The organism is Labrenzia sp. THAF82 (genome assembly GCF_009363435.1).
GTDB lineage: Bacteria > Pseudomonadota > Alphaproteobacteria > Rhizobiales > Stappiaceae > Roseibium > Roseibium porphyridii.
Genome location: NZ_CP045354.1, coordinates 962,066 through 974,761 on the forward strand (window position 1 = coordinate 962,066; position 12,696 = coordinate 974,761).

General features: G+C 55.5%; 11 protein-coding genes and 1 tRNA gene. 8 read left to right on the top strand and 4 right to left on the bottom strand.

Annotated elements, in window-relative coordinates; all coding sequences use genetic code 11:
* Window positions 1-8: 8 nt before the first annotated feature.
* Window positions 9-512, bottom strand: a complete 504-nt coding sequence (locus FIV00_RS04740) for an NUDIX domain-containing protein (protein ID WP_152499676.1) — start codon at window positions 510-512, stop codon at window positions 9-11.
* 132 nt (window positions 513-644) lie between these two features.
* Complete coding sequence (tsaD, locus tag FIV00_RS04745) at window positions 645-1,751, bottom strand: tRNA (adenosine(37)-N6)-threonylcarbamoyltransferase complex transferase subunit TsaD (RefSeq protein ID WP_152499677.1); 1,107 nt, start codon at window positions 1,749-1,751, stop codon at window positions 645-647.
* A gap of 95 nt (window positions 1,752-1,846) precedes the next feature.
* On the opposite strand from tsaD, the gene hemC reads away from it, so the two are divergent.
* From hemC to FIV00_RS04785, 8 genes are all read left to right on the top strand, one after another.
* The gene (hemC, locus tag FIV00_RS04750) at window positions 1,847-2,773 is read left to right on the top strand and encodes a hydroxymethylbilane synthase (protein ID WP_152499678.1); all 927 of its coding nucleotides are present in this window, start codon (window positions 1,847-1,849) and stop codon (window positions 2,771-2,773) included.
* An 85-nt stretch (window positions 2,774-2,858) separates the two neighbouring features.
* Window positions 2,859-3,497 (top strand): uroporphyrinogen-III synthase, encoded by a 639-nt coding sequence (locus FIV00_RS04755; RefSeq protein WP_173005887.1) that lies wholly within the window; start codon window positions 2,859-2,861, stop codon window positions 3,495-3,497.
* 120 nt (window positions 3,498-3,617) lie between these two features.
* Window positions 3,618-5,573, top strand: a complete 1,956-nt coding sequence (locus FIV00_RS04760; RefSeq protein ID WP_209006810.1) for a COG4223 family protein — start codon at window positions 3,618-3,620, stop codon at window positions 5,571-5,573.
* Between the two features lie 72 nt (window positions 5,574-5,645).
* Window positions 5,646-7,574 carry a heme biosynthesis HemY N-terminal domain-containing protein gene (locus FIV00_RS04765; RefSeq protein WP_152499680.1) on the top strand — a complete coding sequence of 643 codons (1,929 nt, stop codon included), beginning with the start codon at window positions 5,646-5,648 and terminating at the stop codon, window positions 7,572-7,574.
* 218 nt (window positions 7,575-7,792) lie between these two features.
* Window positions 7,793-7,868 (top strand) — tRNA-Thr (locus FIV00_RS04770).
* A 175-nt stretch (window positions 7,869-8,043) separates the two neighbouring features.
* Window positions 8,044-8,850, top strand: coding sequence for a transporter substrate-binding domain-containing protein (locus tag FIV00_RS04775; RefSeq protein ID WP_209006811.1), 807 nt, complete (start codon window positions 8,044-8,046; stop codon window positions 8,848-8,850).
* Between the two features lie 285 nt (window positions 8,851-9,135).
* On the top strand, window positions 9,136-9,945 hold the full coding sequence (locus FIV00_RS04780) for a response regulator (RefSeq protein WP_152499682.1): 810 nt from the start codon (window positions 9,136-9,138) through the stop codon (window positions 9,943-9,945).
* A 198-nt stretch (window positions 9,946-10,143) separates the two neighbouring features.
* Entirely contained in the window at window positions 10,144-10,965 is an 822-nt protein-coding gene (locus FIV00_RS04785) for a hypothetical protein (protein ID WP_209006812.1), read from the top strand.
* Window positions 10,966-10,975: 10 nt separating this feature from the next.
* On the opposite strand, the gene FIV00_RS04790 is transcribed toward FIV00_RS04785, so the two are convergent.
* Together FIV00_RS04790 and FIV00_RS04795 are read right to left on the bottom strand one after the other, a co-directional pair.
* Window positions 10,976-11,764 (bottom strand): crotonase/enoyl-CoA hydratase family protein, encoded by a 789-nt coding sequence (locus FIV00_RS04790; protein ID WP_152499683.1) that lies wholly within the window; start codon window positions 11,762-11,764, stop codon window positions 10,976-10,978.
* A complete protein-coding gene (locus tag FIV00_RS04795; RefSeq protein ID WP_152499684.1) occupies window positions 11,761-12,621 on the bottom strand; it encodes a hydroxymethylglutaryl-CoA lyase in 861 nt (286 codons plus the stop codon). Before FIV00_RS04795 ends, FIV00_RS04790 begins: the two co-directional genes overlap by 4 nt.
* Window positions 12,622-12,696 lie beyond the last annotated feature (75 nt).

Here is a 12,696-nt window from a genome sequence, read left to right on the forward strand (position 1 = left end):
AAGAAGGCTTAGGCTGCGTCTTGCAGAGGCGCTAAACGCTTGCGAAGCAGGGAGAGCGGAGCGCCGAATGCTGCAAAAAAAGTCTCCTCAGTCATCGCCTCTGCGCCAAAGAGATCAATCCAGAAAAAATGGCAACGAATCGGATCTCCTCCGCTGCTTGGAAACATCTCGAAATGCTCCCACTTCTCCTTGGGCCGCGTTGAAAGCGTGACATGATAGTTGCGGCGAATGTGGCGGCCCTTCAACGGGCGGTTCGGTGGAGCCAGAAACTGGCCGACCTTTGGAAAGGTTTCAAAGGGCAGGTCCTGATCTGAAAAATGATCAAAGGCTGCGTCAAGCGTCAGTCCGGTTTCCTCGGCGAACTCGCGCATGGCTCCTTTCAAAAAGCTCTCGCCAGGATCCACGGTACCCCCGGGAACCTGAAGGCCGAGATGCGGCGTGTCAGGTTCATTGAAGACCAGAAGGTCCGTCCCGCAGGTCAGGTATACATAAGCCTTGTGGTAGACGCGCATTCAAATGGGATCCGTCTTGCAGAGCTGAAGTTTCCTATCAGGCTCCGGCGACATTCTAAAGAGCAAGTTTCAGCGGGACCCTCACAGCCCACATTCCGAGAGGCGATCAAGGTGGTCTTCATTGCCGAGATTTCAGACCTTGGCCCCTTTTTTTCCTGCACCAAGCACACCGGCGTTAGCGCTGTCCAGCGGCCAGCGCGGACGAGGTGAAAGCGCCATGTCGTCAATCGGACCGAGCTGCAGGCGTTCGATGCCGGCCCAGGCAATCATCGCTGCGTTGTCTGTGCATAGCGACATGGGTGGTGCCACGAAGCGGGCATTTGAAGCCTGGGCTGCCGAAAGCAGACTTTCGCGAATTTCCTGATTTGCAGCAACGCCACCGGCAACCACGATGACTGGTTCGGCGTCCGGGTGTTTTTCGCTGAAAAGCGCAAGAGCGGATTTGGTCCGGGCTGCAAGAACATCGGAAACGGAACGTTGAAAAGCCGCGCAAAGATCGGCGACGGTCTGGTCATCGATCGGTTCCAGTTTTTTGGCCTGTGTCCGCAGCGCGGTTTTCAAGCCCGCAAAAGACATATCCAGCCCTGGTCGGTCGAGCAGGGGGCGCGGCAACCTGAAACGAGTGACATCTCCCCGTTTTGCCATTTTCTCAACGTGAGGCCCTCCCGGGTAAGGAAGGCCGAGCAACTTGGCGGTCTTGTCGAAAGCTTCGCCAATCGCATCGTCGATTGTGGTGCCAAGCCGTTCATAATCGCCAACACCACGGACAAGTAGAAACTGGCTATGGCCACCTGACACCAGGAGCAGCAGAAATGGAAACTCCAGATTGTCGGTCAATCGGGCGGTGAGCGCGTGCCCTTCCAGATGATTGATGCCAACCAGTGGTTTGTCGGCTGCCATGGCAATTGCCTTGGCGGTCATGAAACCGACAATGACACCGCCGATCAGGCCGGGCCCGGCCGTTGCCGCAACTGCGTCGATGTCATCCCAGTCACAGCTGGCCTGTTGCATTGCCTCATCGATGATCCGGTCGAGAATGTTGATATGGGCGCGCGCCGCGATTTCGGGAACAACGCCACCAAAGGCCGTATGTTCGTCAATCTGCGAGCGGATCGTGTTCGACAGGATTTTTCTGTCTCCCGGACCCGTTACGACCGCCGCAGCTGTTTCGTCGCAGCTGGTTTCGATTCCCAGAACGGTTAGAGTGGCCGTATTGTTGTTTTTCTTGACTGAAGTCATTGGTTTTTCAGCTGCGGCCTGTGATAGGTCATTCGATCAGACAAAATAACGTGCCCTGCGACGGAATGCCGGGCGTAACATCTGGACGGTAAATCTTGCAAACAAATCCTTTGCGCATTGGAACCCGAGGAAGCGCGTTGGCGTTGGCACAGGCACACGAGACCCGTGAAAGGCTCATGACGGTGCACGGGCTTGGTGAAGATGCTTTTGAGATCGTCGTAATCAAGACTTCAGGCGACAAGATCCAGGACAGGCCGCTGTCAGAAGTGGGCGGAAAGGGCCTCTTTACCAAGGAAATCGAGGAAGCATTGCTTGACGGGCGGATCGATATCGCCGTGCATTCTTCCAAGGATATGCCGACCGTGCTACCCGACGGGCTGGCTTTGACGGCGTTCCTGCCTCGCGAAGATGTGCGAGATGCGTTTTTGTCGCCAAAGGCCGAAACCCTCACCGATTTGCCGCAAGGAGCTGTGGTTGGATCGAGTTCCTTGCGCCGTCAGGCCATGATCAAGCGGCTGCGGCCGGACCTGGAAGTGGTGATGTATCGCGGCAATCTGCAAACGCGTTTGCGCAAACTGGCAGAAGGCGCAGTCGATGCGACGCTGCTTGCAGCTGCCGGCTTGAGACGGCTAGGGCTTGAGAAAGAGATCACCAGCCTTCTGGAAACCGATGAATTTCTGCCTGCTGTCGGACAGGGTGCGATCTGCATAGAAAGCCGTGAGGGAGACGAGGCAACGCTTGCCATGCTGGCCGCGATCCATGACCCGGAAACACAACACCGGCTGGATGCTGAACGGGCTTTCCTGGCCGTTCTTGACGGGTCCTGCCGGACACCGATTGGCGGACTTGCCATGATTGCCGATGGGGTTATGCATTTCAAAGGCGTTGTGCTGAAGCCGGATGGTTCCGAGATGCATGAGACAACCAACGAAGGCAACGTGTCGGACGCTGTTGAAATCGGCCGGACTGCGGGGGAAGCGTTGAAAGCCAAAATGGGCCCCGGTTTTCTGGCGGATCACTAACAGGGCGATGCGGTTTCTGGTAACACGCCCTCAACCGGATTGCAGACGAACCGCAGACAAATTGCGGGCTGCAGGACATGTTGCCGTGGAGGCGCCGCTACTGGAGTTTCGCTCGTGTCCGCCTGCATCGTTCGGCTTGCAGACGGTTGCTGCACTTGCCGTAACAAGCCGCCGTTCCGTTGCGGTTCTATCTCACCACACAGAAATTGAGCTGCTACGCAAACTCACTGTGTTTGCTGTGGGTGAGGCCACTGCTGGAGCTTGCCGTTCTGCTGGTTTTAAACGTGTCTTCACTGCCGGTGGAGATCTTGAGGCGCTCGCGAATTTGGTTTGTAGCCACAAAGCAGAGATTTCCGGTCGGCAACTGCTTTATCCAGCTGCTGCCGACCGAGCGGGAGACCTCGTCGGATTGCTGGCCAAGATGGACATCGAGTGCCGTCTTTCAGTTGTTTATGCCATGGAGCCGGTGGCAGGTTTTCCGGTCGATGCACTCAGTGCCGTCAGGCAGAGGCGTACGGATCGCATTCTCGTATATTCGAGGCGAACTGCAGAAGTGCTGCAAGACCTGATCGTATCGGAAGGTCTTGAACACAATTTTTCCGGTTTGCCAGTTTACGCCATTTCGCAGCAGGCTGCGGAGCCAATCTCTAAGATGATGAAGGTGCATGTCGCAGACGCACCAAATGAAAAAGCCCTGCTGGATCTGGCGTTAGCGGAGTGTTAACCAGATCCGGGAGAGTCGTTCTTTTGCAGCGCGCAAAAGACTTTGGCGCAGTGGTACCGCTTCGCAAAGAGGTGTGTATAGTGAAGATCTTGGAACCGATTGGGTTCAGGAGGAATCGAAATGGCGACGGACAAGAAATCTTCTGACGGGACATCCTCTTCAGGCGGAAGCGGGTCCAAAGGCGATGGCGCTGCCGGGGAAAAAGGCGCTGCCAAATCCTCTTCAGGTAGCACAAGCGCGTCCTCAGCTGGTTCGAAGCGTCCGGTGACCATTGATCTAAAGGCCGAAAAAGTGGATGCCAAATCCGCAGGAAGCACGTCTGCAGCGCCAAAGAGCGGTGCAGCCGGGAGCACATCGCCGACAAGCCCTAAGTCAAGCAGCGGCGGTACTTCGGGTGCGACGTCTTCTGCGGCCAAATACGGAACCTCTGCGTCCTCTGCAGCTGGATCCAAAGGCGCGAAACCGGGCAGTTCCACAGCAGGATCTTCTCATAATTCACCCAAAGGCGGGACGACGTCCGCGAGCGCTCCGTCTTCAGGTTCAAGTTCGGCTTCCAAGCCTTCGACTGGCTCAACGGCAGCTAAACCTTCCACGCCGGCAAGTGGCACGTCTACCGGTGCGAGCCGCAGCAGCTCTTCGTCCAGTTCTTCGCAGGCAACCGGTTCCACAACATTTTCAAGTCCACCAGCAGCGGAAGACCGCGGCGGTGTCGGCGCATTCGGTGTTCTGATTGCTGCCGTGATCGGTGGCATCATCGTGCTCGGCGGTGGTTTTGGACTTCACCAGGCCGGCATTTTGAAGTTGACGCCCGAGCAGGATCAGCAGGTTGCCGGTGCGTTGTCGGCAGCGGAAAGCAAGATCGCAGATCTGGAACAGAAGCTTGGCGAGATCACGTCGAGCGCTGCCGGGTCCGATGCGGGCGGCGCCCTGTCAGCGCTCGAGGGTAAAGTTGCCGCGATTGAAGGCAAGCTCGAAGATGCAGTATCGGCCACATCTACCGATGCCGGGTCAGCAGTCGATGCGCTCAAGCAGGAGCTTGAGAGTCTAAAAAGCGAAGTGGCTTCCGTCAGCGTTGTTGGCGGTGGAGGCGCCGCAGTTGATCTGACACCCCTGCAGGATCGTGTGTCGGCATTGGAGAATTCCCCAAGCGGTTCGTCGCCGGTCGACGTCAAGCCAATTGAAGACCGTCTTGAGAAGCTGGAAGCAGCAACAAGCTCGTCATCTTCTGAGGCGGAAAAACTGTCCGGATCAGTGTCCGGTCTGGACACTCAATTGGGTGAACTGAAGACGTCGCTCGGTGAATTGCAGACGCAGCTGGACAACACTGCGGCGACAGCCATGGCCGCTCAAACCGCCGTCTCCACGTCCGACGTCTCGTTGAAGACCCTTGCCGACAGCCAGGCGCGCGCAACGGAAACACTGTCCAGCCTTTCGGCGGACATCAAGTCAGTCGGCAGTGCGAACAATTCGGCAATGGAAACCATCAGATCTGAACTGGAAGCGATGTCCAAGCGTCTTGCCGCGGTCGAAGCCACCATGGGAGATGCCACGGCCCGTGAAGTTGCTGCCCGTGCACTTTCTGTGTCAGCTTTGAAATTAGCCGTCGATTCCGGTCGTCCCTATGAAACCGAGCTGGCGGCAGTGAAGGCCGGCTTGCCGTCGGATATTGATCTGAATGCGCTTGAGGCGCATGCGTCAAAAGGGGTTGAGCCGGTTGCTGTTCTTATTGCCCAGTTCCCACCTGTCTCGCAAAAGATCTACCAGACATTTGCAGAACCGGACCGCACCGGCGACGTGATTGACAACCTCCTGTCCAGCGCCAGATCGATCGTCAGTGTGCGCGGCCTTGGTGATGGAGAGGGGAGTGGGCCAGAGGCTGCATTGCACAGGATGGATACTGCGGTCAGCCAGGGCGATCTGAAAGCGGCAATAGCTGCATATCAGGAGCTACCTGCTGATGCTCAGTCCGTAGCGGCAACCTGGGTGGCACGGGCTCAGGCCCGTGTTGAAGTCGATGACCTGACCAACAAAGCCTCAGAGGAAGTGCTCAATGCGCTTGCCAACAAAGAAAGCTGACCGGCAGCTGCTGCTTGCCGGAATAAACGATACACGACCGGTTTCGACCGATAATCCTCGGGAGCGACTTTCATGATTCGGGTCCTCGGCTTTTTCATAATTGTGTTTCTCGTCGCATTGGGCTTTGCGTGGCTCGCGGATGTGCCGGGGATGGTATCCATCCAGTGGACAAGCCCGGACCCTGAAAGGGTTCCGATCGTTTGGCAACAGACACCAGCGGTCGCAGCTGTCGTGGTGGGTGTGCTTCTGGCAGTTTTCCTCCTTGCTGTCTGGATCATCCGCGTGATCCTCAAATCGCCTGTCATTGCGAGCCGCTTCTTTCAGCGCAGGCGCAAGGACAAGGGCTATAGCGCGTTGTCTCAAGGTCTTATTGCGCTTGGGACCGGCAACGCGAAACTGGCGCGCCGTTTCGGCGTCGATGCCGATAAACTTCTTTCTGAGGAGCCGGCGACGAAGCTCTTGCTTGCCCAAACCGCACAATTGGCCGGCAAGGATGACGAGGCACGGCAGCGGTTCGAAGCCATGTTGGACGATCCGTCGACAAAAGCACTTGGGCTGCATGGGCTCTTCGTGGAAGCCGAACGCCACAGAGAACCGATTGCAGCACGTCACTATGCCGAGGAAGCCGCGAAGACATCACCTGGACTGGAGTGGGCCGGCAAGGCTGTACTTGGCTACCAGGCAGTTGCTCATCATTGGGACGAAGCCTTGAAGACCCTGGAGCGCAATTATGCTGCGAAGTTGATGGACAAGAAGACGTATCGGCGTCAACGCGCTGTCATCCTGACAGCGCTTGCCCAGAAGCTTGAAGATGGTGAACCCGAACGGGCATATTCCCTGGCCAAGGAAGCGCACGGACTTGCGTTGGATCTTGTGCCAGCTTCGGTTCTGACATCGCGCCTCGCGACGCGGCGGGGCGATATTCGGAAGGCCTCAAAGGTTTTGGAGGCGACCTGGCGCCTGTTTCCGCACCCAGATCTTGCCGAGACATATGCCCATGTGCGCACGGGTGACACAGCTGTAGATCGGCTTAAGCGCGTGAAGGCGCTGTCAGCTCAACGCGCCAATACGCCCGAAGGCGCCATGGCCATTGCCAAGGCCGCAATGGAAGCGCGTGAGTTCGAAGAAGCCCGCAAGCAACTGAAGAAAGCTCTCCAGAGTGAACCGACCCGCAAGGCGTTTCTTGCCATGGCGGAACTTGAAGAGACCGAAAGCGGCGACAAGGGACGCATGCGCGACTGGTTGGCGCGTGCCGTCAATGCACCGATGGACAAGGCTTGGGTCGCTGACGGCATCGTTTCTGCCGACTGGCAGGCTGTCTCGCCGGTCACCGGACGGTTGGACGCATTCGAATGGACCACGACCGGAAACTTCGGTGAAGAAGCGGGCGATGTTCTTGAGGATAGCCTGTTCGAGGCACCTGCACTGGCGCCCGCGGCGTCGATGGCAGACTCTGAACCTGTTTCACCGCCGGTTGAAATTGTCTCAGAAACGGCCGCGGTGGATCTTGAAGCTGAGCCCGTTTCCAAAGACAGCCAGTTTGCCGGCGCACCAACGCAAGCTGACGATAGTGCGGAAGCAACCGCAGATGTTTCGTCGGGTGAAAAAGCAAAGGCCGGAAAACAGGGCTACGAAGGCACGACAGACGATGTCAAATATAGTCCGGCTTTGAAGGACCTCCCTGAAGCAACGTCCTCTGCCGCGGCACCGGCGCCTTCTGCGACCAAATCTGAAGGACCAAAGGCACCGGAAAAATCCGATGACAAAGCAGGTGCTGGCGCAGAAGACGACAATAAGAAGGTTGTTGCGGTCGATGCCGATGCAACCGAAGAGCCCGAAAAGCCCAAGGCGGATGCGGCCGAGCCAGATCTGGACAAGGAAGACCTCAATCGGCCTATCGAGTTTCCGTTGTCCAGAATGCCGGATGATCCCGGTCCTGATGATGATGACGACGACGACAAAAAGGCGGCCAAGACCACGCGACCCCGGTTTTTCAACTAAACTCCGGGCTCGCTGATCAATTGCCTGATATGTCTGTTGGCCTCAGGTTTCTTTCAGCAGACTTCACAGTCCCGGCGCTTTTCGGGAAGATGTGATGATCCGGAAAAGAGCTGGTTTTAGGCTCTTGCATATGATGCCAAGCTCCGGTAATTAGCGGCCCACCCGAGGAAATCGGGTGCGATCGCGCAATGCGCGCGGCTTGTTGGTTGCAAGCAAGTGCTGCTGTAGCTCAGTTGGTAGAGCACGTCATTCGTAATGATGGGGTCGGGGGTTCGAGTCCCTTCAGCAGCACCAGATTTCCACATGCTTAGTCCGAAGATTTTGGTAACGGTCTGTGCCGGAGACACGAGCTTTGAGCTCGAGCTGAAAAATGTCGTTATTTGTCAAAGAGAAGTGCCTGCAGGGGCCAAGAAATCGTGCGCCAAGGGGCGTGTCTTGCATGTTGTCCGTGCGCCGGGCAGTATCGAGTATGATTTGTCGACGGGAAAGACGCTGGTGCCGACTGTCCTTGTTCGTCCTTGGTCTTGCTTGTTTGCTTGGCAAGACCCCGGCAAACGCTTCCGACAGCCTGACGCTTTATATGTACTACCTCCCGCATCGCCTGACGGAAGACAGCGGCAGACAATATGATCGTTTTCTGGAGGTTTTGTTCGATCGAACAGGATTGGCGATAGAACGGAAGTCGGCACCTTTGCTGCGTGCAAGCAACCTGTTCAGACAGGACCAGCAATCCTGCATCTTTCCGTCAAACATTCGTGCACTCAAACTGGACACGGTAGCCTCGAGATTCGGAACGTCCGACACAGTGGATATCGTCTCCTTGCGGCTTTATACGGCAAAGCGACAAGCAACTGGAGCAGCGCTTGCTGATTTCCGGCCTGAACGTGTTGGCTATATTCGTGGTTCGGGTGCGGTGCATTTTCTTGGAGAAAATTCCGACCAGTATGTTCCGATCGCCTCTGAAGAACAATTGATCAGGATGCTGGAGCTGGACCGGATTGACGCTTTTTTGGGACACCATCCGGATACTGCCCTTGCTTTGGAAGATCTTGACAGGCCGGATGCGCTGCATGTCAGTCCGGTTGCGCCGGATACGTTGAGATTTCCCATTACGTTCGTTTGCCATGACAGCGCGGTCAGCAGAGCGTTTTTGAAGACAGTCAATTCAGAAATTGCACGAATGCACGCGTCCGGTGTGACCCGTGACATCTTTGGGAAACACGCAGAATTTGAACAGCCTGACGAACACACGGAAGAGGTTCCGCTCACTGAGTGAACAGTGTGTGCGGCAACCGAGGGTATGTCCAGCCTTGGTAATAATCGAGTTTTTTGTCGTACAAATTGAAGAAGTTTTCTCGCAAATAAGAAAATATTCTATATTTTTCAATCCGCTCATCCATTTAGAACGTGTATTCGATTAGTATATCTTAGGTTGTAATTTGTGCTTAGGATTGAGTAACTGAAAATATACAATTGTTCAGCTATTTTAATTGTCAAATTCGACAGGTCCGCAAGGTGCGGATGACTGAGCATGTAAAGGTAATAGACATTGCTTCACAAAATGATCCGCATTTTGGTCGCTGATGCCAGCTCTATTGCCCGTGATGTGGTTAATGATGGCATCAACGTTCACCGTTCCAAACGGTATATCGAGGTCGACATCGTCAACAACGGGCTGGCTGCACTTGAGGTTCTCAAGCAAAAACAGATCGATCTTGCTTTCATCGATGTCAATCTGCCGGGCCTGAGCGGACCGGAAGTGGTTGCTTCAATAAGGGGTACGAAGTCCGACAAATGTCTTGTTGTGGCCATGTCCAACAGTCTGGACGAGCAGGCCGAAGTCAGTTTGCGGCGAAACAGCGCTTACCATTTTCTGAAGAAGCCATTTCATCAGGACGACGTATCCAACCTCGTTGCGACTCAAATCAAGATGGGGACCGCCTGTCCGATCCTGATTGTCGATGATTCCGCGACGATGCGAAAAATGACGCGCAAGATCCTGGAAGGCAGTCGGTTCAGCTTCGACATTTCAGAAGCAGATGGCGCACAGTCAGCGATCAAAGCGATGAGATCCGGCAAATTCAAATTGGTGCTGACGGACTTTCACATGCCAGGTGCCGACGGGCTTGAGCTTGCCGGATCTATTCGCGATCTGTCCAGCAAAGTCGGTGTCTACATGATGTCGACCAATGAGACCTCTTACCTGCAAAGATCTGCGGCCTTCGTCGGCATCTCCGGTTTCCTGCAGAAGCCCTTCACGCCCGAAGATATTGACAGTGTCATGCATCGATTCTTGCAAATCGACGCGCCAAAATTTGGAAAGTCGCGCGGGATGTTCAGTTTCGACGAACCTGAGATGAAAGCGTCCTGACCCTTTCTCAGACCGACAATCTTCTGAATTCAAACGACATTTATTGATTTTGGAATTGTGGTGTTCACCAGTTCCCGCGATTGGTTTTGGATAGCTTTTCCTGATTGTTGATTTGGAAACCAACTATTGATTCAATAGAAGAATCAGTAAGTCTTCCAGCTTAAATCAGTTTCACTGTCTGGCAACGTGGAGAACGGGTTGGGCAAAACAGCAAAACTTGAATTCGTTCGCCGCATCGTGCCCTTGGCGCTCTGCCTGCTGGGTGTGGTCGGTGGATACTTTTTCATGTCCATCCTGAGCAGCTTGCTCTGTTTTGTCGCCGGGGCCGGCATTTATGCTGCTCTGCCGCGTCCAACGATGCCGTCCGGTGCTGTTAAACCGATTTCCAGACCTGCAATTCCGGTACTGGATGCAATCGGATTCGGGTTTGGCGTTGTTTTTTTTCCGCTCGCATTCATCGGAATGAGTGTCTGGAGTGGGGCCGCAGCGCTGTTGGCGCTGATGTGTCTGTTGCCCGCGTGCCTGTCGATGGTGTTTTTCACTGTTGCCGTGCGGCAGGAAACATCCTGGGTCCGCTTTTTTGGCAATGGGTTTGAATTCACGCAATTCGGCTTGCGTGTTCGTGTTCCTTACGAAGATGTGAAATCGATCGAAATCAAGCATTGGCAGGCTTCCGGCTGGGTTGCCTGGTTTCAGTCGACTATCGGGTCGGCAGGGCCGCGCAAGGCTGTGTTGCTGAACGGCGCGGAAAGCACAAAAACGCTCGTTTTCAAACGCAACGACAGTGCGACTTTCACAATTTCGTCGGAGCTTATTCCGGACCTGCAGCGCGTGCTCATCAGTATTGACCGGGCTGGAATGGAGCTTCCTGATGGCATCAGCGACTTTCAGCGCAAGAAGATCCGGCGTAAGCGAGAGCGCATGTATGGTGGTGCGCCGGAAGACGAGCCCGTGATTGAAGAAAAACAGGTTGCCCGGATTGCGGCGTTGATCGAACACGCAAGACGCGGCGGTAGCTGAAGCTGGACCGTCAAGTGACGGTCCATGTTGGTTTCCGTTTTTCAAAGAACGCAGATATGCCTTCTCGGGCTTCCTCTGTTTCCCATGTGTCTGCCAGTCTTCGCACCGTGTCTTCGATCACGGCTTCGCTGATGTCAGATCCGAGAGATCGGGCAAGTGCCTTTGAGGCTGCGACGGCCGCCGGAGCTGCCGAAAGATAGGGTTTTATTTCCCGCTCCACTGCAGCGTCCAGATCTGCCTCTCGAACGACGATCCTCGCAAGGTCGAGAGAAACCGCTTCTTCCGCGCCAAAGATGCGGGCAGACATAAAGACCCTACGCGCCTTGCCCTCGCCCATGCGCGCCAAAACATAAGGGCTAATGGTTGCCGGGATGAGGCCAAGACGCACTTCGGTTAGTCCGAACTTTGCGCTCTCAACAACGACAACCGTGTCGCAGACACTCATCATACCGATGCCGCCGCCAAAGGCCTGACCCTGTACGCGGCCGATCAACGGTTTCGGCATTTCGTTGAGACTTTTTAGCATCATGGCAAGTTTACGCGCCTCGGCCATCCGTTTCTCACGGTCCGCTTCGAATTGCTCGCGCATCCAGCCGAGATCACCCCCGGCACAAAAACTGCTGCCGGCGCCCGTGAGGACAACAACACGAACACTGTTGTCGGACCCCAGATGCTTGGCTGCGGCGCTCAAGTCGTCGATCATGGTAGCGGACAGCGCGTTGTGCTTCTCTGGCCGGTTCAGTTTGAGTGTTGCAACGCCACGTTGGTCAACTGAGAGCGACAGGGTCTCATATCTCATGTGTCCGTGCTCCTAAGGTTCTGTGCATATTTGGCAACTTCAGTCAGCAGGTCGCGGCGGATGCCCGTTTCAAAGCCATTGCTTTCCATCAGGTCAACAACGGCTTCTGTCGCGACGTTGCCCTTGGCTCCCGGCGCATACGGGCAACCGCCGAGGCCGCCAATCGCGCTGTCAAAGGTCCGAAGACCCTTTTCCAGGCTTACACTGATGTTTTGAAGGGCCCGGGCTTTGGTGTCGTGATAATGCCCGGCGAGTTTGTCGGCCGGCACTCGGTCCAGCACAGCATCAAGCATCTTGCCGATTGTTTCCGGCGTTCCGGCACCGATCGTGTCGCCAAGAGAAATTTCGTAACAGCCAAGCTCGAATAGTGCGCCGGCAACTTCAGCAACCTTTTCAGGTGGTGTCGGCCCGTCATAGGGGCAGTCGGTTACGCAGGAAACATAACCGCGAACGGGCATCTCGTCATGGTGGGCTTTCTCGAGCAAAGGTTTGAAACGTTCGATGCTCTCCGCCACGGAGCAGTTGATGTTCTTCTTCGAAAAACCCTCGGATGCGGAGCCGAATATCGCGACTTCATCCGCCGAAGCTTTCCGGGCGGCGGTGTAGCCCTTTACATTCGGTGTCAGGACCGAATAGACCACGGCAGGATGCCGATAGATCCCGTCCATGACGTCTTGCGCATCGGCCATTTGCGGAACCCATTTCGGGCTGACAAAACTGGTCACCTCGATCTTGCGAAACCCGCAAGTGGAAAGCCGGTCGACCAGCTCGATTTTGTGAGCCGTCGGCACGAACACTTTTTCGTTCTGAAGGCCGTCACGAGGACCCATTTCAAAAATGGTGACGAATTCGGACATGTCTGGGCTCGCAATACCTTTTTGGAGGAGGTCTGATTATTTGGTGAGAAGCCGTTTGAACGGGAATGGAATCTG